The organism is Burkholderia pseudomultivorans, assembly GCF_001718415.1.
GTDB lineage: Bacteria > Pseudomonadota > Gammaproteobacteria > Burkholderiales > Burkholderiaceae > Burkholderia > Burkholderia pseudomultivorans_A.
Window position 1 is genome coordinate 4455298 of the sequence record NZ_CP013378.1, and the last position, 23125, is coordinate 4478422.

Annotated in this window: 19 protein-coding genes; 4 read left to right on the forward strand and 15 right to left on the reverse strand. The window is 69.5% G+C overall.

Annotation, left to right across the window (positions count from 1 at the left end; all coding sequences use genetic code 11):
* The first annotated feature begins 17 nt into the window (after positions 1–17).
* Positions 18–1154, forward strand: a complete 1137-nt coding sequence (cydB, locus tag WS57_RS32910; RefSeq protein WP_009695140.1) for a cytochrome d ubiquinol oxidase subunit II — start codon at positions 18–20, stop codon at positions 1152–1154.
* 54 nt (positions 1155–1208) lie between these two features.
* Positions 1209–1331, forward strand: coding sequence for a cytochrome bd-I oxidase subunit CydX (gene cydX, locus WS57_RS32915; RefSeq protein WP_009695139.1), 123 nt, complete (start codon positions 1209–1211; stop codon positions 1329–1331).
* A 162-nt stretch (positions 1332–1493) separates the two neighbouring features.
* On the opposite strand, the gene nagE is transcribed toward cydX, so the two are convergent.
* The 11 genes from nagE to WS57_RS32970 form a co-directional block, all read right to left on the reverse strand.
* Entirely contained in the window at positions 1494–3257 is a 1764-nt protein-coding gene (nagE, locus tag WS57_RS32920) for an N-acetylglucosamine-specific PTS transporter subunit IIBC (RefSeq protein WP_069245338.1), read from the reverse strand.
* Positions 3258–3336: 79 nt separating this feature from the next.
* Complete coding sequence (ptsP, locus tag WS57_RS32925; protein ID WP_069245339.1) at positions 3337–5919, reverse strand: phosphoenolpyruvate--protein phosphotransferase; 2583 nt, start codon at positions 5917–5919, stop codon at positions 3337–3339.
* Between the two features lie 15 nt (positions 5920–5934).
* Complete coding sequence (locus tag WS57_RS32930) at positions 5935–6942, reverse strand: SIS domain-containing protein (RefSeq protein ID WP_059512657.1); 1008 nt, start codon at positions 6940–6942, stop codon at positions 5935–5937.
* Positions 6935–8038 carry an N-acetylglucosamine-6-phosphate deacetylase gene (nagA, locus tag WS57_RS32935; RefSeq protein WP_009687664.1) on the reverse strand — a complete coding sequence of 368 codons (1104 nt, stop codon included), beginning with the start codon at positions 8036–8038 and terminating at the stop codon, positions 6935–6937. The genes WS57_RS32930 and nagA overlap by 8 nt, the downstream gene beginning before the upstream one ends.
* A 90-nt stretch (positions 8039–8128) precedes the next feature.
* Positions 8129–8863 (reverse strand): GntR family transcriptional regulator, encoded by a 735-nt coding sequence (locus WS57_RS32940; RefSeq protein WP_059512655.1) that lies wholly within the window; start codon positions 8861–8863, stop codon positions 8129–8131.
* Between the two features lie 307 nt (positions 8864–9170).
* Positions 9171–12371: an error-prone DNA polymerase gene (locus WS57_RS32945; RefSeq protein WP_069245340.1), complete on the reverse strand. Its 3201-nt coding sequence runs from the start codon at positions 12369–12371 to the stop codon at positions 9171–9173.
* 6 nt (positions 12372–12377) lie between these two features.
* On the reverse strand, positions 12378–13865 hold the full coding sequence (locus tag WS57_RS32950) for a Y-family DNA polymerase (RefSeq protein ID WP_069245341.1): 1488 nt from the start codon (positions 13863–13865) through the stop codon (positions 12378–12380).
* The gene (imuA, locus tag WS57_RS32955; protein ID WP_069245511.1) at positions 13798–14505 is read right to left on the reverse strand and encodes a translesion DNA synthesis-associated protein ImuA; all 708 of its coding nucleotides are present in this window, start codon (positions 14503–14505) and stop codon (positions 13798–13800) included. The genes WS57_RS32950 and imuA overlap by 68 nt, the downstream gene beginning before the upstream one ends.
* A 295-nt stretch (positions 14506–14800) precedes the next feature.
* Entirely contained in the window at positions 14801–15595 is a 795-nt protein-coding gene (locus WS57_RS32960) for an ABC transporter ATP-binding protein (protein ID WP_069245342.1), read from the reverse strand.
* 1 nt (position 15596) lies between these two features.
* Positions 15597–16493 carry an ABC transporter permease gene (locus WS57_RS32965; protein WP_009693624.1) on the reverse strand — a complete coding sequence of 299 codons (897 nt, stop codon included), beginning with the start codon at positions 16491–16493 and terminating at the stop codon, positions 15597–15599.
* A 141-nt stretch (positions 16494–16634) separates the two neighbouring features.
* A complete protein-coding gene (locus tag WS57_RS32970; protein ID WP_009693623.1) occupies positions 16635–17600 on the reverse strand; it encodes an ABC transporter substrate-binding protein in 966 nt (321 codons plus the stop codon).
* Positions 17601–17928: 328 nt separating this feature from the next.
* On the opposite strand from WS57_RS32970, the gene WS57_RS32975 reads away from it, so the two are divergent.
* Positions 17929–18243 carry a VF_A0006 family four-cysteine protein gene (locus tag WS57_RS32975; protein WP_040128259.1) on the forward strand — a complete coding sequence of 105 codons (315 nt, stop codon included), beginning with the start codon at positions 17929–17931 and terminating at the stop codon, positions 18241–18243.
* Positions 18244–18319: 76 nt separating this feature from the next.
* On the opposite strand, the gene WS57_RS32980 is transcribed toward WS57_RS32975, so the two are convergent.
* Both WS57_RS32980 and WS57_RS32985 read right to left on the reverse strand, forming a co-directional pair.
* Positions 18320–19135, reverse strand: coding sequence for a MetQ/NlpA family ABC transporter substrate-binding protein (locus WS57_RS32980; protein ID WP_040128260.1), 816 nt, complete (start codon positions 19133–19135; stop codon positions 18320–18322).
* 185 nt (positions 19136–19320) lie between these two features.
* Entirely contained in the window at positions 19321–20943 is a 1623-nt protein-coding gene (locus WS57_RS32985; RefSeq protein ID WP_069245343.1) for a methyl-accepting chemotaxis protein, read from the reverse strand.
* A 196-nt stretch (positions 20944–21139) separates the two neighbouring features.
* Between WS57_RS32985 and WS57_RS32990 the strand changes: the two genes are divergently transcribed.
* Complete coding sequence (locus WS57_RS32990) at positions 21140–21430, forward strand: YciI family protein (RefSeq protein ID WP_009690474.1); 291 nt, start codon at positions 21140–21142, stop codon at positions 21428–21430.
* A gap of 150 nt (positions 21431–21580) precedes the next feature.
* Here WS57_RS32990 and WS57_RS32995 read toward each other — a convergent pair whose 3' ends face one another.
* Both WS57_RS32995 and cyoE read right to left on the reverse strand, forming a co-directional pair.
* Positions 21581–22198 carry an SCO family protein gene (locus WS57_RS32995; protein WP_059601040.1) on the reverse strand — a complete coding sequence of 206 codons (618 nt, stop codon included), beginning with the start codon at positions 22196–22198 and terminating at the stop codon, positions 21581–21583.
* Positions 22199–22217: 19 nt separating this feature from the next.
* Positions 22218–23120, reverse strand: a complete 903-nt coding sequence (cyoE, locus tag WS57_RS33000; RefSeq protein WP_009690476.1) for a heme o synthase — start codon at positions 23118–23120, stop codon at positions 22218–22220.
* Positions 23121–23125: the final 5 nt, after the last annotated feature.

The window sequence follows — 23125 nt, forward strand, 5'->3', positions numbered from 1 at the left end:
CCGAACAAGGAATCGCTATGGACTATGCAACTCTCAAGCTGATCTGGTGGCTGCTGGTCGGCGTGCTGCTGATCGGCTTCGCCGTCACCGACGGCTTCGACATGGGCGCGACCGCGCTGCTGCCGTTCCTCGGCAAGACCGACGAAGAGCGCCGCATCATCGTCAATACGGTGGGCGCGACGTGGGAAGGCAACCAGGTGTGGCTGATCACGGCCGGCGGCGCGATGTTTGCCGCGTGGCCGCTGGTCTACGCCGCGTCGTTCTCCGGCTTCTACTTCGCGATGCTGCTGGTGCTGTTCGCGCTGTTCTTCCGGCCGGTCGGCTTCGACTATCGCAGCAAGCGGCCCGACCCGCGCTGGCGCGCAGGCTGGGACTGGGGCCTGTTCGTCGGCGGCTTCGTGCCGGCGCTGGTGTTCGGCGTCGCGTTCGGCAACCTGCTGCAGGGCGTGCCGTTCCAGTTCGACAGCGACCTGCGCGTGACCTACCACGGCAGCTTCTGGGCGCTGCTGAACCCGTTCGCGCTGCTGTGCGGGCTCGTCAGCCTCACGATGCTGGTCGCGCACGGCGCCGCGTTCATCAAGATGAAGACCGACGGCGTGATCGCGCGCCGCGCGTCGGTCGCGCTGCGCGTGTCGTCGCTGCTCGCGGTCGTGCTGTTCGTGCTGGCGGGCGTGCTGGTCGCGTCGTATATCGGCGGCTTCCACATCACGCGCGCCGCGCCGACCGATACGGTCGCGAACCCGCTGCTCAAGGACGTCGCCGCGGGCTCGGGCCTGTGGCTCGCGAACTACCGCGAGTATCCGTGGATGATCGCGGCGCCCGTCGTCGGCATCGCGGGCGGCCTGCTCGCGCTGCTGCTCGCCGGTTCGAAGCAGGAAAAGACCGCGTTCTTCTGCACGGGCCTGATGATCGTCGGCGTGATCCTGACCGCGGGCTTCTCGATGTTCCCGTTCATCATGCCGTCGTCGCTCGACCCGCGCAGCAGCCTGACCGTGTGGGACTCGACGTCGAGCCAGAAGACGCTGATGGTGATGCTGTTCGCGGTGATCGTGTTCCTGCCGATCATCCTGCTCTACACGAGCTGGGTGTATCGCGTGATGCGCGGCAAGGTCACGCGCCAGGTGCTCGAAGAGAACAAGCACTCGATGTATTGAACCCGGCCGGGGCGCGCAGGCGCCCCGCCGCCCCGTTTCGCAAGGAGTCGGATCATGTGGTATTTCAGCTGGATTCTCGGTATCGGCGTCGCGCTGTCGTTCGGCATCGTCAATGCGATGTGGCTCGAGGCGCGCCAGAAGAAGCAGGAAGTGCCGGTGCGCACGCAGCGCGACTGACGCGCAGTGCGGGCGGCGGCAGGGCGCCGCCGCCGGTGTCGGCGACGCACCTCGCGCGGCCTTTGTGCCGCGCCAAGGCAAAACGGCTTGCGATGCCTCGCAAGCCGTTTTCGTTTGTGCGCTCACGCGGCCGGCCCGTACCGCCGGGCCGGCCGCGCCGCATCAGGCCGGTTGCGCGGCCGCGCCGCCGCCGGCGGACGGCAGGCGCGCGCCGAGCTGTTCCGCATAGCGTGCCGCCGCGTTGCCGCAGACGATGTGGAACGTGTCGGGCGAGATCCACGCGACGTCGAGCGTGCCGAGCCGGTCGCGATCGACCGCCGACGGATCGCGCACGACGACGCGCAGCCGCGTGGTCGCGATCGCGTCGAGCGACGCGACGTTGGTCGCGCCGCCGAACACCGCGAGCCAGCGCGCCGGGTCCGGATCGAGCGGGCCGGCCGCCGCGCCGGTGACGGGCTGCGCGGCAGCGGCCGCGGCGGTCGCCGGCGCGGCGGACGTGCCGCTGCCGATCGCGCTGCGCATCTCGTCGGCGATCAGGTCGGCCTCGGGCCCGATGATCACCTGCACGCTGTTGCCGCCGCGCTTGAGCACGCCGCGCGCGCCGATCGCCTTCAGTTCGGGCTCCGATACCTGCTCGGGATCGACGACCGTCAGCCGCAGACGCGTCGTGCATGCGTCGACGACCGTCAGGTTGCCCGCACCGCCGAGCGCGGCGATATAGCGTTGCGCGCGCGGCGCGGCAGCCGCGGCGCCCGCGGCCGGCGCAACGAACCCGCCCGACGCATACGACTCGGTCGCCGCATCGGCCGAGGCCGGCTCACGACCCGGCGTCGCCATGTTGAACTTGCGGATGAAGAAGCGGAACAGCCCGTAGTACGCGACGCCGTACGCGAGACCGAGCGGAATCGCGATCCAGCCCTTCGTCGACAACCCGTAGTTCAGCACGTAGTCGATCGCGCCGGCCGAGAACGTGAAGCCGAGCTTCACGCCGAGGATCTGGCAGATCGCGAGCGACAGCCCCGTCAGCACCGCGTGGATCACGTACAGCACCGGCGCGAGGAACATGAAGCTGAATTCGATCGGCTCGGTCACGCCCGTGAGGAACGAGGTCAGCGCCATCGAGAACAGCAGGCCGCCGACCATCGCGCGGCGCTCCTTCGGTGCTTCGTGCAGCATCGCGAGGCACGCGGCCGGCAGGCCGAACATCATGATCGGGAAGAAGCCGGCCATGAAGGTGCCCGCGGTCGGGTCGCCCGCGAAGAAGCGGTGCAGGTCGCCGTGCACGATCTCGCCGCCGGTGGGCGGCGTGAAGTTGCCGAACACGAACCAGGCGAGCGAGTTGATGATGTGGTGCAGGCCCGTGACGAGCAGCAGCCGGTTCAGGAAGCCGAACACGAACGCGCCGATCGCGCCCGCGGTCGTCAGCCACTGGCCGGCCGCATCGATCGCATGCTGGATCGGCTGCCACACGTAACCGAACACGATGCCGAGCACCACGCACGCGAGCCCCGTGATGATCGGCACGAACCGTTTGCCGCCGAAGAACGCCAGGTAGTCGGGCAGCTTGATGTCCTTGTAGCGGTTGTACAGCAGGCCGGCCACCACGCCCGCGATGATCCCGGACAGCACGCCCATGTTCAGCTTCGGGTCGATGTCCTTCATGATCGCGGTTTCGATCAGGTAGCCGATCGCACCCGCGAGCGCCGCGACGCCGTTGTTGTCCTTCGCGAAGCCGACCGCCACGCCGATCGCGAACAGCAGCGGCAGGTTGTCGAAGATCGCGCCGCCGGCGTCGGCGATCATCTTGATGTTGAACACGTCCGGTTGCCCGAGCCGCAGCAGGATGCCGGCGACCGGCAACACCGCGATCGGCAGCATCAGCGCCCGGCCCAGGCTCTGTATCTTCAGAAACGGATTCCCGTCCATTCAGTCCTCCAATCCTTGTCTCGCTTCGTTGACCTGATTGCTTTCGTAGTAAAACGGGCCGCGCGCCCGCCGGCGACGCTCAGTCGAGCGGCCAGACCTCGCGGCTTGCTGCCCTTACCGCCTGCGCCGAATCGAGCGCGAGCAGATCCTGCGCACGCTGGCGACACAGCTGGTAATCGAGACGGCGCACGCGCGCCTTGATGCCCGGCACCGCGACCGGGTCGACCGACAGCTCGGTCACGCCGAGGCCGACGAGGATCGGCACCGCGAGCGGATCGCCACCGAGCGCACCGCATACGCCGACCCACTTGCCGTGTTTTTCCGCACCGCGCACCGCGATGTCGATCAGGCGCAGCACGGCCGGATGCAGGCCGTCGGCCTGCGCGGCCAGATCGGCCTGGCAGCGGTCCATCGCGAGCGTGTATTGCGTCAGGTCGTTGGTGCCGATCGACAGGAAATCCGCGTGCTGCGCGAGCTGGTCGGCGAGCAGCGCCGCCGAGGGCACCTCGATCATCGCGCCAACCTCGATCGGCTCGGTGCGGCCCTGCGCGCGCGCGAATTCGTCGATGCGCTTTCTGAGCCGCACCAGTTCGCCGGCGTCCGTGACCATCGGCAGCAGGATTCGCACCGCGCCGGCCGGCTGCACCGCAAGCAGGCCCTGCAACTGATCGTCGAGCAGGTCCGGGCGCACCTGCGCGAGCCGGATGCCGCGCAGGCCGAGCGCGGGGTTCGGCTCGGGCGGCAGCGTCAGGTAGTCGACCTCCTTGTCCGCGCCGACGTCGAGCGTGCGGATGATCGCGGTGCGGCCCTGCAGCGCGTCGACGATCGACTGGTAGCTCTGCCGGTGTTCGGCGACCGTCGGCGCCGCCTGACGGTGGATGAACATCAGTTCGGTGCGCAGCAGGCCGACCGCGTCCGCGCCGTTGTCGACCGCGGTGTTCGCGTCGTCGAGCGTCGCGATGTTCGCGGCGACCTCGATCGCACGCCCGTCGACGGTGGCGGCGGCCGCACCGGCCATCTGCCGGTTCGCCTCGCGCACGCCGGCCTGACGCTGGCGCTCGTGCCGCGCGCGCTCCACGTCGAGCGCGGTCGGCGCATGTTCGAGACGGCCCGCGCTCGCGTCGATGACGACCTGCGTGCCGTCCGGAATCGCATACAGCGCGTCGCCGACCGCGACCAGTGCCGGAATGCCGAGCTGTCGCGCGATGATCGCCGCGTGCGAGGTCGCACCGCCGCGCGCCATCACGAGCGCGGTCACGCGCTGGCGGTCGAGCGACGACAAGTCCGATGGCGTGAATTCCTCGGCTGCGAGCACGGCCTCGTCGGGCAGCGCGCGGGTCGCGCCGCTCGTGTGGCCGAGCGCGCGCAGCACGCGCTTCTCGATGTCGCGCAGGTCGGCCGCGCGCTCGGCGAGCAGCGCGTCGTCGAGCTTCGACAGCGTGTCGATCTGCGCGCGGATGGTCGTGCGCCATGCGAAGCCCGCGCTCTTGCCGAGGCTGATCAGGTCGCGCGCCGCATCGATCAGCGTCGGATCCTCGAGCAGCACGCGATGCACCGCGAAGATCCCCGCTTCGCCGACCGCGCCGCGCGCCGACGCATTGCGCACCGTTTCGTCGAGTTCCGCATCGACGGCCTTCAGCGCGCGGTCGAGCTGGCGGCTTTCCGTCGCGGGCGTGCCGGCGGCCTGTTCGGGCGGCACGAGCTCCGCGTCGTCGAGGCGCACCAGCGTGCCGACCGCGATGCCGGGCGCCGCGCATACGCCTGCCAGCGTATTCGGCGCGAGCGGCGCGCCGCTGTTGTGGACGATCGCCTGCGGCGCGGGCGACTTCAGCCGCGCCGGCTTTTCCTCGACCTCGCCGTGCGCCTCGCGCAGCAGTTCGTTCGCGACCGCGTCGACGGCCTGCTGCGCCTGCGCGCCACGGCCGACGAGTTCGATCGTCGCGCGCTCGCCGGCGCCGAGGCCGAGCAGGCCGACCACGCTTTCGATCGGCGCCTTGCGGCCGTCGAAATGCACGTCGACATGCGCGTCGAGCCCGCGCGCGGCTTCGCGCGCCCGCGCGGCCGGCCGTGCGTGCAGGCCGCCCGGCTGCGTCAGCACGATCTCGCGGCGCACTTCGTTCATGGCTGCCGCGCCGGCCTCGGCCGCCTGCGCGGCGGCGTCGCCCTTGCCGCGCAGCGTCAGCAGCGAGGTGCTGCCGGCCGTCGCGAAGCCGCCCGCGCGCTCGACCACCTCGAACGCATCGGAATTCGCGATCGCGATCACCGACACGAGCGAATGCGCGCTGCGCGCGACCGCATCCTGGTCGAACTCGATCAGCAGGTCGCCCGCTTCGACGCGCGCGCCGGCCTCGACGCGCGCGGTGAAGCCCTGCCCGTTCAGCTCGACGGTATCGATGCCGATATGCAGCAGCACTTCCGCGCCTTGCGGCGTCGTGATCGTCACCGCGTGGCCCGTGCGCGCGAGATGCGACACGACCCCCGCGCACGGCGCGACGAGCCGGCCTTCGAGCGGGTCGATGCCGAGCCCGTCGCCGAACATCCCGCCGGAGAACACCGGATCGGGCACGTCGGCCAGCGCGACGATCGGCCCCGTCAACGGGGCAAGCAGGACGATCGGATCATGGGCGGAACTCTTCAACTGGGACTCCTCGGCGCGTCTCATCGGCGGTCTCGGCTATCAGTGCGTTTCGGTGACTTTGTTCAGGTGGCGCGGCGTGTCGGGATTGCGGCCGCGCGCGACGGCGAGATCCGCCGCCATCACGTAGAACGAAAGAATGGCGGCGATCGGGTCGAGCGCCGAATGAGAGGACGATGCGAGCGGCAAGCTCGCGCCCGGCGTGCCGGCAGGCGCCGCGAGCAGCACGGCGGCGCCGCGCGCGCGCATGTCGGCGGCGAGCTGCAGCAGCCCGGCCTGCTCGGGCCCCGGCGGCGCGAACACGAGCAGCGGGTAGTCGCGGTCGATCAGCTCCATCGGGCCGTGACGCACTTCTGCGCTCGAGAACGCCTCGGCCTGGATCCCGGAGGTTTCCTTCAGCTTCAACGCGGCTTCCTGCGCGATCGCGAGGCCCAGGCCGCGGCCGATCACGATCATCCGCTCGACGCCTGCCAGCGCGGCGACGGCGGGCGACCAGTCGAGCGCGCCGGCCTGCGCGAGCACGTCGGGCAGCCCGCGCAGGGCCGTCATCAGCGCCGCGTCGCGCTGCCAGAACGCGACGATCTGCGCGGACAACGACAGCATCGCGATATAGCTCTTGGTCGCGGCGACCGACAGCTCGGGGCCGGCCAGCAGCGGCAGCTGGTGCTCGCACGCGTCGGCGAGCGGCGACGGCAGCACGTTCACGGCGGCGACGGTGCGCGCACCGGCTTCGCGCAGCGCGGCCATCGTGTTGACGAGATCGGGGCTCTGGCCCGACTGGGAAAACGCGATCGCGAGCTGGTCCTGCACCTTCAGCGGCGCCTGCTGCAGCGTCGCGACCGACATCGGCAGCGACGCGACGGGCACGCCGAGGCGGCTCATCGTCAGGCTCGCGAAATAGCTCGCGGCGTGATCGGAGCTGCCGCGCGCGACCGTCAGCGCGACGGCCGGCGGATGATCGAGCAGCTGGCCGGCGAGCGCTTCGACGCGCGCGGTATCGGCGAGCTGGGCGGCGACGACGCGGGCGGACTCGCGCGCTTCGTTAAGCATATTCGACAATCGATTCTCCTTCGACGTAGGTCGCGGTGAGGTTCAGGTCGCGATCGAACACGGCGAGGTCGGCCCATGCGCCGCGCTCGAGGCGGCCGCGATCGGCGATGCCGAGGTAGTCGGCCGCGTAGCGCGACATCCGGTTCGACACGTCGGCGATCGGCAGGCCGAGCGACACGAGGTTGCGCAGCGCCTGGTCCATCGTCAGCGTGCTGCCGGCGAGCGTGCCGTCGGCGAGCCGCACGCCGCCGAGGCACTTCGTCACGTGCTGGCTGCCGAGCCGGTATTCGCCGTCGGGCATGCCGGTCGCCGACGTGCTGTCGGTCACGACGTACAGGCGCGGGATCGCGCGCAGCGCAGCACGAATCGCGCCCGGATGGACGTGCAGCAGGTCGGGAATGATTTCCGCGTATTCGGCATGCGCGAGCGCCGCGCCGACGAGGCCCGGGTTGCGGTGATGCAGCGGCGACATCGCGTTGAACAGGTGCGTGAAACCGCAGGCGCCGTGCTTGAGCGCGGCGACCGCGTCGTCGTAGGTCGCGAGCGAGTGGCCGAGCTGCACGCGCACGCCGCGCGCGGCCATCTCGCCGATGATCTCGATGTGGCCGGCGATTTCCGGCGCGAGCGTGACGACGCGGATCGGCGCGATCGACAGGTACTTCAGCACTTCGTCGAGCACCGCCGAGACGGCCGCGTCGGGCTGCGCGCCGAGCTTGCCCGGGTTGATGTACGGACCTTCGAGATGCACGCCGAGCACGCGCGCGCCGCCCGGCGTGCGGGTGCGCGCGACGAGGCCGAGGTTCGCGACGACGTTCATCAGCTCGTCGCGCGGCGCGGTCATCGTGGTGGCGAGCAGGCTCGTGGTGCCGTACTGCGCGTGCGTGCGCGCGATCGTCTCGATCGCGTCGCCGCCTTCCATCACGTCGGCGCCGCCGCCGCCGTGCACGTGCAGGTCGATGAAGCCGGGCAGGATGTAGGGTGCGTCGTTCTTCGCGGGATCGGCGGGCGTGCCGTCGAGCCGCGTGATGCGGCCGTTCTCGCTATCGAGCGAACCGTGAATCCAGCCGTCGGGAGTCAGGATGTTTCCAGTCAGCATGACATTCTCTTGATGATCTGGTGACGCGAGCGTTCGCGTCGTGATGTGCAAATTCGTTTCGCGCCTGTCGCGCGCGGGCAGTCTCGCGCGTCAGCGTTTCAGTTCGGCGACGAAGTCGTAATAGTCGTCGCGGCAATACGTTTCGCTGACTTCGATCGCGCGCTGATCGGCGCCGTAGCCGATGCGCGTGATCACCAGCAGCGCCGCGCCCGGCTTTACCGCCATCCATTTCGCGATTTCGCGCGTCGCGTTGACCGCGCGAAAGTGCTGCAGCGCGCGCACCACGTTCATGCCGCGCGCCTCGAGGTATTCGTACAGCGACGCGCCGAGCGCCTGCGGATCGGGCACCACCGCGGCCGGCAGCGTCGAATGCTCGACGGCCATCACGATCCCGTCCGCGCGGCGCAGCCGTTCGAGCCGCGCGACCATCGCGCCGGGCGCGAGGCCGAGATGCACGAGCTCGTCGCGGCTCGCCGGGCGCAGCCGGCGCGACAGCCACACCGAATCGGGCGTGAAGCCGCGCTGCCGCATCTTCGCGGTGAAGCCGACCAGCCGCGACAGCGGATCGGCGACGCGCGGCGTGATGAAGCTGCCCGCGCCGCGCGCCCGCTTGATCAGTCCCTGCTCGGCCAGCAGCGCGAGCGCGCGCCGGGCCGTGATCCGCGACACGCCGACCGACGCCGACAGCAGCCGCTCCGAGGGCAGCGCCTCGCCGGCGCGCCACGCGCCGCCGTGAATCGCGCCGGCCAGCTTGCGGGCAAGCTGCAGATAGAGCGGCGTATCGCTGAGCGGATCGGGCGCCAGTTCGGACCAGCCGGTTTCCATGTGCCTCCGGGTGTCGGACGACGACCGCAAGCCGTCGAAAGTGAACGCATTATATAACCACCATAATACCAGTCAACGAACTGGTACTAGGGCTGCGAAAATCGCCGGAAGCCTTGCCCGGCAAGCGGTTTAGTGCCGGAAAAGCCTTTGTTTACAACGCGGGGAAGGATAGGGATTTACCCGGATTGGTATGCAAGGGGACCGTTTCGGCGTCACATCGGTGGACGTTCCGGAGCTGAAAATGAGACCGAAATAGAACCAGTTCAGCCAACTGGTATGCATGCTGGCCGGCACCCGCGCGCCAGCTTCAGTGGAACTCCCGGCTCGACGTGCGCAGGCCGCCGAGCAGCGGCGTCAGGTCTTCGAAATGCTGCGCGACGAGGTGCCGCACGTCGCTCACGACCTGCCAGACGCCCGACGCCGCGAGCAGTTGCGAATCGAGCGTCGCGCGACGCTGCCGCGCGAGCAGCTCGGGCCGGACAATCACGTTCACGCAGCCCGTTTCGTCCTCGAGCGTCATGAACATCACGCCGTTCGAGGTGCCCGGCATCTGGCGTGAGATCACGATCCCGCATGCGCGCGCGAGCCGGCCGTCGGGGCGATCGCGCAACTCGGCCGCGGACGACAGCCGCTGCGCGCGCAGCGCGGGCCGCAACAGCGCGACCGGGTGACGGTTCAGCGTGAGGCCCGTCGTATCGTAATCGGCGAGGATCTCGTCGGCTTCCGACGGCGCGCCGAGCGCCGGCCGCTGCGCTTCGTCGATCGGCGCGGCCGCGAGCAGGTCGCGATCCGGCGCCGCGGCGACGGCCTGCCACAACGCGTCGCGGCGATGGCCGGCCAGCGTCGCGAGCGCGTTCGCGGCGGCGAGCGCTTCGAGGTCGCGGCGTTCGAGCTGCGCGCGGCGCGCGAGTGCGTCGACGTCGTCGAACGGGCCGGCCGCGCGGGCGGCCTCGATGCGCCGCGCGGCCGCTTCACCGAGGCCGCGCACGAGCGACATGCCGAGCCGCACGGCGGGCTGGCCGTGCGGCGGCGGCTGGTTCGGCAGCGCTTCGAGCGACGCCTCCCAGTTGCTGTGCGTGACATCGATCGGCAGCACCTGCACGCGGTGGCGCTTCGCGTCCTGCACGAGTTGCGACGGCGGATAGAAACCCATCGGCTGGCTGTTCAGCAGCGCGGCGAGGAAGATCGCCGGTTCGTGGCATTTGAGCCAGCTGCTCGCGTAGGCCAGCTTGGCGAAGCTCGCCGCATGGCTTTCGGGAAAGCCGTAATCGCCGAAGCCCTTGATCTGCTCGAAGATCTGCTCGGCGAAATCGGGCGGATAGCCGCGTTCGCGCATCCCGTCGACGATCTTGGCGTGATACTTCTCGAGATTGCCCTTGCGCTTCCATGCGGCCATCGCGCGACGCAGTTCGTCGGCCTCGCCGGCCGTGAAGCCCGCCGCGATCATCGCGATCTGCATCACCTGTTCCTGAAAGATCGGCACGCCCTTCGTGCGTTCGAGTGCGGGTTTCAGGTCATCCTTCGGGTAACTGATCTTTTCGAGCCCCTGTCGCCGTCGCAGATACGGATGCACCGCGCCGCCCTGGATCGGCCCCGGCCGCACGATCGCCACCTCGATCACCAGATCGTAATAGGTGCGCGGCTGCAGGCGCGGCAGCATCGACATCTGCGCGCGCGACTCGATCTGGAACACGCCGACCGTATCGGCGCCGCAGATCATGTCGTAAGTCGCCTTGTCTTCCTGAGGAATGTGTTTCAGCGTGAACGGCTTGCCGTCGGCCGCCGGCCCGCGCCACGCGGTGCGCATGTCGAATGCGCGATGCAGCGCCGACAGCATGCCGAGCGCGAGCACGTCGACCTTCATCAGCTTGAGCGATTCGAGATCGTCCTTGTCCCACTGGATCACGCGCCGCCCGTCCATCGCCGCGTTCTCGACCGGCACGAGCCGCGTGAGCTTGCCACGGCTGATCACGAAGCCGCCCGAATGCTGCGACAGATGGCGCGGGAAATTGAGCAGCCGGGCGGCAAGATCGGCCCATGCGCGGATCAGCGGCGTCGCCGGATCCAGCCCGACCGCCGCAAATTTCTGCAACAGGTCGCGGCTGCCATCGAACCAGCGGTGCCCTTTCGCGACGCGATCGACCAGCATCGGATCGACGCCGAGCGCCTTGCCGACTTCGCGCAGCACGCCGCGCGGGCGGTAGGTCGAGACGGCGGCCGCGAGCGCGGCGCGATCTTTTCCGTATTTTTTGTAGATATGCTGGATCACCTCTTCCCGACGCTGATGCTCGAAGTCGACGTCGATATCGGGCGGCTCGCCGCGCTCCTCGCTGATGAAGCGTTCGAACAGCGTCGTGCTCTGATCGGGATCCACCTCGGTGATGCCGAGGCAATAGCAGACCACCGAGTTCGCGGCCGAGCCGCGGCCCTGGCACAGGATGTTCTGGCTGCGCGCAAATTTGACGATGTCGTAGACAGTCAGGAAGAACGGCTCGTAATTCAGTTTCGCGATCAGTGCGAGTTCATGCCGAATCTGTTTCGCCACTTTCTCCGGCACACCATTCCAGTAGCGCCGTGCGACGCCTGCCCACGTCTCCTGTCTCAGGTAGCTGGTCGGTGTATGTCCCCGTGGGACCAGTTCAAGCGGGTACTCATATTCCAGTTCCTTGAGAGAGAAATGGCACGCATCGAGAATCGCACACGTCTGCGCGATCTCGTCCGCAGAAAACAGCTTCGCGATCCGCGCACGCGAACGCAGGTGCTGTTCCGCATTCGGCGCGAGCGCATAGCCGCACTCCGACACCGGCATCCCGACGCGGATCGCCGTCATTACGTCCTGCAGCGGCTTGCACGAGCGCCGGTGCATCGTCACGTCGCCGAGCGCGACGACGCGCACGCCGCGCCGCGCGCCGGCCGCGCGAATCTCGTCGCGCTGCGGGCCGTCCAGCGCACGCTGCAGCTGCACGAGCCCGAGCCGCGCACGCTCGCCGAACGTCGCGCGAAACCACGCGACCTGCGCGTCGAGCACGTCCGCGCGCACCGGATACACGGGCACGAGAATCGCGAAACAGTCGGGCATCCCGCGCAGATGCGCGAATTCCTCGGGCGGCCTCGACAGCATGCGCGGCGTCAGCTGGTACGTGCCCTTCGGCGCGGCCATCCGCCGCCATGAAATCAGCTCGGACAGGTTGCCGTAGCCTTCGCGGTTCTGCGCGAGCAGCACGAGCCCGAACGCGCCGGGCCCCGGATCGTGGCCGGGCGGCGCCTCATCCGGCGTAACCTCGAAGTACGAACCGATGATCAGCGGCAAGCCGGCCGCCTGCGCCGCGACATGCATGCGCGGCGCGCCCGCGAGCGAGCATTCGTCGGTGATCGCGAGGCCGCGATAGCCGAGCTTCACGGCGCGCTCGACCAGTTCCTCCGCATGCGATGCGCCATGCAGGAACGAAAAGTTCGAACGACAGAACAACTCCGCATAAGCGGGCAGCAACACGGATTCCGCAACCATCGCCGCTCACCCGAACAGGCCGTGCAGAAACCAGTGCGGGTCTGCCTGGCTGCTCATTCGTTCCCTGAATATCCAGTAGCACGCGCCCTCTTCGTCCTGCGCCACGCAGTAATCGCGCGCCACGTGCTGGCCGTCGAACCACCCTGCCTCGATCCGCTCGGGCGACGACATCATCCTCAACGGCGTATGGAACACCGGCCGGTTCTCGCGCATCAGCAGCGGCAGCGGCTCCGCCAACAACCACGCAGGACGTGGCGGCACTGCCGGCGGCGCGCCCGGCGGCTTGCCCGCCTGCGCATCGAGCGACACCCAGCGGTTCGCCACCTCGGGCCGGTGATCGGCCACCGGCGCCGCGCGCAGCACGTTCTCCGCGCCGAGCCGCGCGACCAGCAGTTCGAGCAGCCGCGCGCGCGTCTCCTTCGTGCCGCCCGGCTCGGGAAACAGATCGTCGGCCGGCGGCGCGACCGATTCGACACGCGTGGCCTTCAGACGCACCGCGATCACCGCGGCCGGCAATTCGACCCGCGCAAGCCGTTCGCCGAGCAGCCGCATGAAATGCGCCTCGTCGCGCACGGGCGCAGCGAACGCCAGCTCGAGCGGCGTCGGCGGCACGGCCTGGCGGCCGCGCTCGTGCTCGAGATCGAACGTCATCGCGGCCAGCGACAGCTGCCGCGCGGCCAGCCAGCCGCACAACTGCACGACGAGCCGCCGCGCGACGAACAGCACGGCTTCCGCGTACTCGACGCGCTCCGCCAGTTCGAGCCGCACGTCGAACACCGGCGGCACCGCCATCCATGCCAGCGGCTCGACCGCGTCGCCATAGGCGCGATCGAGCGCGGCCAGCAGCGCAGGGCCGCAACGGCGCTGCAGCCCCGCGCGCGGCAGGCCGCGCAGATCGGCGAGCGTGCGGCAGCCGAGGCCGTCGAACCAGCCCGCATACGGACGCGCCTCGGGCAGCAGCACGCACGGCAGGCCGTCGAGCGCGCGGACCAGCGACGCATGGGCAGCCACCCGCCGCCGGATGCGCGCCCGCGCCGACACGCGCGCCAGCAGCCACGCGCCGCCGCCGGTCGGCGCGGCCGACAGCCGCATCGCATAACCGAGCGCCGCGAGCGTCGCGCGCACCTGCCGGCACAGCGACGGCAGCCCGCCGAACAGGCGCAGGCTCGGCCCGACATCGACGATCAGCGTGGCTTCGTCGCGCAGCGCGACGCAGGGCGAAAAACGCAGCAGCGCGAGCGCGACCGCGCGCAGCGCATCGGCCTCGCGTGCGGGATCGCGTTCGACCAGCCGCGTGTCGGGCGCGAGCGTCAGCACGCCGCCGCGCTTCATGCCTGCGCGCACGCCCTGCCGGCGCGCGGCCGCGTCGGCGATCAGCACGGCGCCCTGCTCGAGCACCGCGCAGCCGGCGTCGGCCGCGTCGTCGTCAGACGGCGGCGCGGCGCACACGTCGAGCGGCAGGCGCGGCAGATGGATGCCGAGCAAGACGCGCATAGCGGCTCTCCACGATGGGCGATGGCAGGTCGAGTTCGAGCGGCGCGCTGCGCGCGGGCCCGCGCCGCTTGACGATATCGAGCGACACGCCGCCCGGCACCGGATACAGCGCGACGCGCAGCACCGCAGGCGACGGCTGCCGCGCGGCCGACAGCGGACGCAGCATCACGAACAACGTATCGCCGGTGCGCGCGGCCGCGAGATGCAGGCGCCGCAGCGCGTCGGGGCGCGCGTCCTGCCACAGCAGCAGCGCACCGCAGCAGCCGGTGCGGAGCGCCTGCTCGGCGGCCCACAAGGCATCGGTGCGGCTGCCGGCGCGCAGCCACAGCAGCGCATCGGCCGGGACGCCGAGACTGGCAAGCGCGCTCGCGTGCGGCGACTGCGGCGGCGCGACGAGCGCCAGCGGCCGCCGCGCGCTGACGGTGCGCGCGAGCGCCGGCGCGAGCAGGCGCATTTCGCCGCAGCCCGGCTGCGCGGCCAGCAGTTCGACGAGGCCGCCCACCGGCCAGCCGCCGCCCGGCAGCTCGGCGGACAGCGACGCGAAGCCCGTGTCGATCGTGCGCGGACCGCCGCGCGCAAGCTGAGAACCGCGCCACAGCGACGGATGAAGGGATTCCGGGGACAGGGATGAGGCGGACATCATGCGACTCGATGCTGTATGGATATACAGTATAGAGGATCGCCACGGGCGCTGTCAGGCCCCAACAAAAAGGGACAGGCAATCCGTCGATCGGCGCGGCGCGGCCGCCCGCGCGTCGGCGTCGCCATCGGGAGCGGCACGGCATGCGGCCGAGCCACCGCCCCGAATTGCCCATGCTGCGCCGTCGCCGGGAGCGGCGGCATCTCGTCGGCCCAGCCTCGATGCAAAACGGGCCGCCCCGGCCGGCGCGAGCAACTTGCGCCGGCCGGGGCGGCCCGTCGATCCGGTCAGTCGATCAGCCGAGCAGCAGCGCGTCGTCGTCGAGCTGCTCGTGCCGCACCTTCTCGAACATCTGCAACAGGTCGGACACGTCGAGCCCCTTGCGCGCGTCTCCCGACACGTCGAGCACGACCTGCCCCTGGTGCAGCATCACCGTGCGGTCGCCGTAATCGAGCGCCTGCCGCATGCTGTGCGTGACCATCATCGTCGTCAGCTTGCTGTCGGCGACGATGCGCGCGGTCAGTTCCAGCACGAACGCGGCCGTCTTCGGGTCGAGCGCGGCCGTGTGCTCGTCGAGCAGCAGGATCCGCGACGGTCGCAGCGACGCCATCAGCAGGCTCACGGCCTGCCGCTGGCCGCCCGACAGCAGCCCGATCCGGTCGGTCAGCCGGTTCTCGAGGCCGAGGTTCAGCAGGCGCAGCTTGTCGCGGAACAGCTCGCGCGACGGACGATCGAGCGCGGCCCGGAAGCCGCGCCGCACGCCGCGCGCCATCGCGAGCGCCATGTTCTCCTCGATCGTCAGCGCCTCGCAGGTGCCGGCCATCGGATCCTGGAACACGCGCGCGACGAGGTGCGCGCGGTCCCACGCGGCCTTGCGCGTGACGTCCGTGCCGTCGATCGTGATGCGTCCCGCATCGACCGCCTGGTCGCCGCTGATCGCGTTGAGGAAGGTCGACTTGCCGGCGCCGTTCGAGCCGATCACCGCGACGAACTGGCCGTCGGGAATCTCGAGCGACAGCCCGCGCAGCGCGCGCGTCTCGATCGGCGTGCCGGGATTGAACGTGAGTTTCAGGTCTTGTGCGGACAGCATGTCATGCCCCTCCGTTCTTGCGCGCGAACAGCTTCTTGCGCGTCGCCGGCAGCACCAGCGCGATCGTGACGAGCGCGGCCGTCACGAGGTTCAGGTCCTGCGCCTTCAGGCCGATGAATTCGCTGTTCAGCGCGAGCGCGATGAAGAAGCGATAGACGATCGCGCCGAGCACGACCGCGAGCGTCGTCAGCACGAGCCGGCGCGCGGGCAGCAGCGTCTCGCCGATGATCACGGCGGCCAGCCCGATCACGATCGTGCCGATCCCCATCGAGATGTCGGCGCCGCCCTGCGTCTGCGCGAACAGCGCGCCGGCGAGCGCGACCAGCGCATTCGACAGCGCCATCCCGGCGAGCGTCGCGCGGCCGGTCGCGATGCCCTGCGCGCGCGCCATCCGCGGGTTCGCGCCGGTCGCGCGCATCGCGAGGCCGAGCTGCGACGAGAAGAACCAGTCGAGGCCGAGCTTGGCGACCACGACGACGAGCGCGAGCAGCGCCGGACGCAGCACGTAGTCGGGCAGCCAGTCGGGCTGCAGCACGGTGAAGATCGTCGGCTCGGTGATCAGCGGCACGTTCGGCCGCCCCATGATCCGCAGGTTCACCGAATAGAGCGCGATCATCATCAGGATGCTGGCGAGCAGATCCATGATCTTCAGGCGCACGTTGAGCCAGCCCGTGACGAAGCCGGCCAGCGCGCCCGCGACGATCGCGAGACAGGTCGAAGTAAACGGGTCGTAGCCGGCCGAGATCAGCGTCGCGGCGACGGCGCCGCCGAGCGGAAAGCTGCCGTCGACGGTGAGGTCGGGGAAGTTGAGGATGCGAAACGAGATCAGCACCCCGAGCGCGACGAGACTGAAGATCAGCCCGATCTCCAGCGCGCCCAGTAACGAGAACAGAGACATGATGGGAAATCCTGTTGCGTGCCGGCCGCGCGTGTGCGGCCGGGCGAAGCGGACGGGCGGCCCCGGGTGGGGGCCGCGCGCCCGGCGATGTCGTTCAGGCCCGGATCGGGCCTGCCAGCGCGGCGGCGAGCCGGCCGCGGCTTACTTGATGACCGTCTTCGCTTCCTTCACGAGGTCCGGCGACAGTGTCACGCCCTGCTTCGCGGCCGCGCCCGTGTTCACGAACAGCTCGAGGTTGCTGCTCGTCTCCGACGCGATCGCGCCCGGCTTCTCGCCCTTCAGGATGCGCGCGACGACCTTGCCGGTCTGCCGGCCGAGGTCGCCGTAGTTGATGCCGAGCGCCGCGATGCCGCCGCGCTTCACGCTGTCGGTGTCGCCCGCGACGAGCGGGATCTTCGCTTCGTTCGCGACCTTCACAAGCGCCTCGTACGCGGACACGACGTTGTTGTCGGTGTTCGTGTAGATCACGTCGACCTTGCCGATCAGGCTCTTCGCGGCCGGGCCGATGTCGACGGTGCGCGGCGCGGCCGCTTCCTTCAGCGTCATGCCCTGCTTCGCGAGGAGCTCCTTGAGCTCCTTCACGACGACGACCGAGTTCGCCTCGCCCGGGTTGTAGACCATACCGACCGTCTTTGCCTTCGGCACGACGCGCTTGATCAGCGCGACCTGGCGATCGAGCGGCAGCTTGTCGGACACGCCCGTCACGTTGGTGCCCGACGGGCCCCAGCCCTTCACGAGCTGCGCGGCAACCGGATCGGTCACGCCCGAATAGACGACGGGCACGCTCTTGGTGGCCGCGACGACCGCCTGCGCGGCCGGCGTCGCGATCGCGACGATCACGTCGGGCTGGTCGCCGACGAACTTGCGCGCGATCTGCGCGGCCGTGCCGGTATTGCCTTGCGCGCTCTGGTATTCCCATTTGAGCTTGTCGTCGCCGTAGCCTTCCGCCTTCAGTTCGGCGCGCACGCCGTCGCGGATCGCATCGAGCGCCGGGTGATCGACGATCGACAGCACCTTGACAGTTTGCGCGTGCGCGGCGCCGGCCAGCGCCAGTGCGGCCACGCCGGCCGTGATCGAACGGATCGCGAAAGTCTTGAAACGCTTCATGGGTGAGTCTCCCCCGTATTGTCGGTTCTGGATGATGGATTCCCGCCGCGGCGGGTGCCGCCGCGCGCCCGAAGCGGCGGCGGCCGGCCCGCGCACGCACCCCGGGAAGGCGCGCGGCGGCGAACGCACGAGGATACCATTTCCGCAGACCACCGCCTGACTCCGCGCTTTCGCATGCGCGCCCGCCACGCGCGGCGATTCGCGCCCGCCGACAGCCCTTCCTCCATGCGCGACAAGGCCGGCCGCCGCGCCGCCGAAGCCGGCCAAACGCACGCACCGCTTTACGTTATGCTGTCGACCGGGCCCGTCCACCTGACCGGAGACATCCATGCCACGCGGTATCCGTTCGATCGCGATCGCCGTCGTCGCGGCGGTGCTGGCGCTGCCCGCCGCCGCGTCGGGGCTGAGCGACGGCGACGCGCAATACGACCAGTGCATGCTGCAGGCGCTGCGCGAGAGCCGCAACGGCGCGGCCGCGCAACTGATCCAGCGCTCGTGCGACGCGCTGTACCGCAACAGCGCGATGACGCTGCCGCGCGAGCGCCGCTATCACGAGTGCGTCGTGCAGTCGCTGCCGGGCGTGCGCGACAACTACGCGATCCAGCAGATCCTGTCGATCTGCTCGCGGCGCGGCGAGATGTAAGTGCGGCGCGCGCGGATGCAAAAAGGGCCTGCGCAATGCAGGCCCCGGCGGTTCAGCGGTATGTCCGGCGTGTCGTTCAGAACGACGCGACCATCGAGCCCTTGAACTGCTTCTTGATGAATTCCTTCACTTCCGGCGACTGGTACGCCTTGACCAGCTTCTTCACCCACGGCTGATCCTTGTCCTTCGCGCGCACGGCGATCAGGTTCGCATACGGGCTCGTCAGCGATTCGAGCGCGATCGCGTCCTTGGTCGGCTGCAGGTTCGCGGCGAGCGCGTAGTTCGTGTTGATCACGGCCGCGTCGACGTCCGAAAGCACGCGCGGCAGTTGCGCGGCGTCGAGCTCGGAGATCTTCAGCTTCTTCGGGTTGTCGGCGATATCGAGCACGGTCGCGTTATTGCCGCCCGTACCGGCGCCGGCCTTCAGCTTGATCACGCCCTGCGTCTGCAGCAGCAGCAGCGCGCGGTTCTCGTTCGACGGATCGTTCGGCACCGCGAGCTTCGCGCCCTGCGGCAGGTCCTTCAGCGACTTGAACTTCTTCGAGTACACGCCCATCGGCGAGATATAGGTCAGGCCCGCGCTGACGAGCTTGTAGCCGCGCTGCTTCACCTGGCTGTCGAGGTAGGGCTGGTGCTGGAAGCTGTTCGCGTCGAGATCGCCCGCGTCGAGCGCCGCGTTCGGCTGCACGTAGTCGTTGAACTCGATGACCTTCACGTTCAGGCCTTCCTTCTCCTTCGCGACCTTCTGCACGACCTGCCACACTTCGGCGTCCGGGCCGGCCACCGTGCCGACCTTGATCACCTTGTCCTCGGCGTGCGCGCCCGCCGACAGCGTCAGCGCGGCACCGGTTGCCAGCACGGAAAATACCTTCAGGAGACTGCGACGCTTCATCTGTTTCTCGCTTTCTTGCAAACTGAAAATGGGGCGCGATACGGGTATGCCCCGACTCGCAGGAAGGGGCAAATGGTGTCACAGGATCGGCGGGAAGTGAAATACATCCCGCTCATATGGGTATGCACCGCGACGGTGCCGGCAGCGGATCGCCGGCTTCTCGGCGAGTGGCGAAAGGGTGTGCGTCAGGCAGCGGCGGCATGCACTGCCGGGCCGCCGAACGCGGGTTCGGCGCTCCGTGCGCCGTCCCGCTGCGCCGTCTCGCCCACCCGGAACGCGCCGACTGCGTCGCGCAGCCGCGCGGCCTGCTCCTGCAGCGAAGCGGCGGCGGCCGCGCCCTCCTCGACGAGCGCCGCGTTCTGCTGCGTCACCTGATCCATTTGCGTGACCGCGCGCCCGACCTGCGTGATGCCGCTCGCCTGCTCCTCCGACGCGGCGGCGATCTCGCCCATGATGTCGGTCACGCGCGCGACCGCCTGCAGGATCTCGCCCATCGTCGTGCCGGCCTGCCCGACCAGTGCCGAGCCGTTGCGCACGCGCTCGACCGAATCGACGATCAGCGTCCGGATCTCCTTCGAGGCCGTCGCGCTGCGCTGTGCGAGCGAGCGCACCTCGCCCGCCACCACCGCGAAGCCGCGACCCTGCTCGCCCGCGCGCGCGGCTTCGACCGCCGCGTTCAGCGCAAGGATGTTGGTCTGGAACGCAATCCCCTCGATCACGCCGATGATGTCGGCGATCTTGCGCGAGCTGTCGTCGATCTCGCCCATCGTGCCGATCACGCGATTCACGACGTCGCTCCCCGCGCGCGCGATTTCCGACGCGCTGTTGGCGAGCCCGCTCGCCTGCCGCGCGTTGTCCGCGTTCTGCTTCACGGTCGCGGTCAGCTGCTCCATGCTCGCGGCGGTCTCCTCGAGCGACGCGGCCTGTTCCTCGGTGCGCTGCGACAGGTCGTCGTTGCCGGCCGCGATCTGGCGGCTCGCCGCCGCGATCGACTCGGCCGACTGGCGGATCCCGCCGATGGTCGCCTGCAGGCGCGCCTGCATGTCGCGCATCGCCGCCATCATGCTCGCGCGGTCGCCCGCGCGCACCGGCACCGGCTGCGTCAGGTCGCCCTGCGCGATCCGGGTCGCGAGCGCGGCCGCCTGGTCCGGCTCGCCGCCGAGGCTGCCGCGCACGTTGCGGATGATCACGAGCATCGCCGCGCTGATCACGAGCCCGATCACGAGCACGACCACGAGGTGGCCGGCCAGCGTCCGGTAGTAGACGGTATCGATGTCCTTCAGGAATACGCCGCTCGAGATGTTCCAGTCCCACGGCGCGAAGCGCGTGACGTAGCTGATCTTCGGCACCGCGGTCTCGCTGTGCGGCAGCCGCCCGCGGTACTCGGCGAAGCCGCTGCCGGTCGCCTTCGCGGCATTCAGGATCGTGACGAACAGCGGCTTGCCGTCCGGATCGAGATAATCGCCGACCTGCGTGCCGACCAGCTTCGGCAGCGTCGGATGCATCAGCACGACCGGCTTCGAATCCATCACGAACACGTAGCCCGCGTCGCCGTAGCGCATCGCGGCGAGGCTCGCGAGCGCGTCGCGCTTCGCATCGGCCTCCGGCAGCGTCCCGCCCTGCGCGAGCGCGTAATACGCCTTCACGATGCCGGCCGCCGAATCGACGAGATTCGTGATTCCTTCCTTGCGCTCGGCAAGCATCGTCGCGCGCGTCTCGTAGGCGCTCCAGGCGCCGACGCCCAGCAAACCGATCCATACCAGCGCAAGCGCGAGCCACAGCTTGCGGTTCAAACTCATTCTGCTCATCTGCGTGCCTTGATGTCGATGTCGTCGCGCACGAACGGCCTGCCGCACGCAAACGGTTGCTCCCGTATTTACGGCAGCGCCGCTTACAACTTGAATACGGCGCCGCGCGCGGCACGACAGCGAACGCCCGCTGTGCTACAAAGGTCGGCTGACCGGCGCGCGCAATGCGCCGGCGACATTCCGAGGCCATTCCGACATGTACGTCATCGACATCCACTACACCGCGTCGCTCGAGCGCATCGACGACGCGCTCGAACGCCATCGCGCGTATCTGCAGCCGCTGCTCGACAAGGGCATCTTCATCGCGGCCGGGCCGAAGGTGCCGCGCGAAGGCGGCGTGATCCTCGCCGCGCGCATCGATCGCGACGCGCTCGAAGCGATCCTGCAGACCGATCCGTTCGTCACCGAAGGGCTCGCGACCTACCGCGTGACGGAATTCCGCATCACGCGCGCCGCGACCGGCTTCAACGTGCCGGCGCTGCCGTAACGCGATACGGGCGTCGCGCGAGCGCACACACGCCCGACAGCGGCGATCAGGAAAAAGGCGGGAGAAAAAGGAGGGAATGCGTGACGGCGCGTCGCGGCCGTCACGCGCCTGCCGGGTCGAACGCCCGGGCAAGCGCGGCACGCCGGCCGGTCAGCCGATCAGCAGCTTGAGGTCGTGCACCCACGGGCCGGGGCCCTGGCCGTCGCGCACGAACAGCCGCAGCTTGCCGTCCGGATCGAACACGTAGCTCGCGGCCGTGTGATCCATCGTGTAGCTGCCGGGCGTCTTGCCCGGCACTTTCGCGTAATAGACGCGGAAATCCTTCGTCACCTTCTTCAGCGCGGCTTCGTCGGCCGGCCGCAGGCCGAGGAACGACGGATCGAACGCGGGCACGTACTGGCCGAGCAGCGCGGGCGTGTCGCGCTCCGGATCGACGGTCACGAACAGCACCTGCACGCGCTTCGCGGCATCGGGCCCGAGCTGCTTCAGCGCCTCGGACAGTTCGGCCATCGTCGTCGGGCACACGTCCGGGCAATGCGTATAGCCGAAGAACATCACGACCGCCTTGCCCTTGAAATCGGCGAGCGTGCGCACCTTGCCGGTCGTGTCGGGCAGCGCGAAATCGGTGCCGAACTGCGTGTTGCCGGTGATGTCGAGATTCTGGAATTTCGGCGCGTTGTCGCACGCCGACAGCAGCGACACAAGCGCGAATGCGCACGCGAGCAGCCAGCCTTGGCGCGCGCGGCGCCCGAACCGTGAATGGAGCATTGCGTTCAAACCGTGCGGGTTACACGCCGAGCAGCGGGCGTGCGTAATGATCGACGAGCAGCGCGGCGAACAGCAGCGACAGATAGACGATCGAGTAACGGAAGGCCTTGCGGGCGAGTTCGTCCGAGTAGTCGCGGTAGATCTTCCACGCATAGGCGAGGAACACCGCGCCGAGCAGCACCGCGCTCGTCAGGTAGACGGCGCCGCTCATCCCGGAGATGAACGGCATCAGCGTGACCGCGAACAGGATCACCGTGTAGAGCAGGATGTGCAGCCGCGTGAACTTCTCGCCGTGCGTGACCGGCAGCATCGGCAGGCCCGCGTTCTCGTAATCCTTGCGGCGGTACAGCGCGAGCACCCAGAAATGCGGCGGCGTCCACACGAAGATGATCAGCACGAGGATCCACGCGTCGCCCGGCACCGCGCCGGTCACCGCGGCCCAGCCGAGCGCGGGCGGCATCGCGCCCGACGCGCCGCCGATCACGATGTTCTGCGGCGTCATCGGCTTGAGCAGCAGCGTGTAGATCACCGCGTAGCCGACGAAGGTCGCGATCGTCAGCCACATCGTCAGCGGGTTCGTGAACGTATAGAGCGTCCATGCGCCGAGGCTGCCGAGCACGGCCGAGAACAGCAGGATCTGCGGCGTCGTGATCTCGCCGCGCGCGGACGGGCGCCATGCGGTGCGGCGCATCATCGCGTCGACCTTCTGCTCGACCAGGCAGTTGATCGCGAAGGCGGCGCCGGCCAGCAGCCAGATGCCGACCGTGCCGCCGATCAGCACGTGCCACGGCACCATGCCCGGCGTCGCGAGGAACATGCCGATCACCGCGCAGAACACCGCGAGCTGCGTGACACGCGGCTTCGTCAGCGCCATGTACTGGGAAAACCGGCTACCGGGCGATTGGGAAAGGGTGCTTTGCATGGGGA

What these genes read in the sequence shown, in the direction of transcription:
- cydB (WP_009695140.1), top strand. Translation starts at nt 18, where the DNA reads ATGGACTATGCAACTCTCAAGCTGATCTGGTGGCTGCTGGTCGGCGTG.
- cydX (WP_009695139.1), top strand. Translation starts at nt 1,209, where the DNA reads ATGTGGTATTTCAGCTGGATTCTCGGTATCGGCGTCGCGCTGTCGTTC.
- nagE (WP_069245338.1), bottom strand. Translation starts at nt 3,257, where the DNA reads ATGGACGGGAATCCGTTTCTGAAGATACAGAGCCTGGGCCGGGCGCTG.
- ptsP (WP_069245339.1), bottom strand. Translation starts at nt 5,919, where the DNA reads ATGAGACGCGCCGAGGAGTCCCAGTTGAAGAGTTCCGCCCATGATCCG.
- WS57_RS32930 (WP_059512657.1), bottom strand. Translation starts at nt 6,942, where the DNA reads ATGCTTAACGAAGCGCGCGAGTCCGCCCGCGTCGTCGCCGCCCAGCTC.
- nagA (WP_009687664.1), bottom strand. Translation starts at nt 8,038, where the DNA reads ATGCTGACTGGAAACATCCTGACTCCCGACGGCTGGATTCACGGTTCG.
- WS57_RS32940 (WP_059512655.1), bottom strand. Translation starts at nt 8,863, where the DNA reads ATGGAAACCGGCTGGTCCGAACTGGCGCCCGATCCGCTCAGCGATACG.
- WS57_RS32945 (WP_069245340.1), bottom strand. Translation starts at nt 12,371, where the DNA reads ATGGTTGCGGAATCCGTGTTGCTGCCCGCTTATGCGGAGTTGTTCTGT.
- WS57_RS32950 (WP_069245341.1), bottom strand. Translation starts at nt 13,865, where the DNA reads ATGCGCGTCTTGCTCGGCATCCATCTGCCGCGCCTGCCGCTCGACGTG.
- imuA (WP_069245511.1), bottom strand. Translation starts at nt 14,505, where the DNA reads ATGTCCGCCTCATCCCTGTCCCCGGAATCCCTTCATCCGTCGCTGTGG.
- WS57_RS32960 (WP_069245342.1), bottom strand. Translation starts at nt 15,595, where the DNA reads ATGCTGTCCGCACAAGACCTGAAACTCACGTTCAATCCCGGCACGCCG.
- WS57_RS32965 (WP_009693624.1), bottom strand. Translation starts at nt 16,493, where the DNA reads ATGTCTCTGTTCTCGTTACTGGGCGCGCTGGAGATCGGGCTGATCTTC.
- WS57_RS32970 (WP_009693623.1), bottom strand. Translation starts at nt 17,600, where the DNA reads ATGAAGCGTTTCAAGACTTTCGCGATCCGTTCGATCACGGCCGGCGTG.
- WS57_RS32975 (WP_040128259.1), top strand. Translation starts at nt 17,929, where the DNA reads ATGCCACGCGGTATCCGTTCGATCGCGATCGCCGTCGTCGCGGCGGTG.
- WS57_RS32980 (WP_040128260.1), bottom strand. Translation starts at nt 19,135, where the DNA reads ATGAAGCGTCGCAGTCTCCTGAAGGTATTTTCCGTGCTGGCAACCGGT.
- WS57_RS32985 (WP_069245343.1), bottom strand. Translation starts at nt 20,943, where the DNA reads ATGAGCAGAATGAGTTTGAACCGCAAGCTGTGGCTCGCGCTTGCGCTG.
- WS57_RS32990 (WP_009690474.1), top strand. Translation starts at nt 21,140, where the DNA reads ATGTACGTCATCGACATCCACTACACCGCGTCGCTCGAGCGCATCGAC.
- WS57_RS32995 (WP_059601040.1), bottom strand. Translation starts at nt 22,198, where the DNA reads ATGCTCCATTCACGGTTCGGGCGCCGCGCGCGCCAAGGCTGGCTGCTC.
- cyoE (WP_009690476.1), bottom strand. Translation starts at nt 23,120, where the DNA reads ATGCAAAGCACCCTTTCCCAATCGCCCGGTAGCCGGTTTTCCCAGTAC.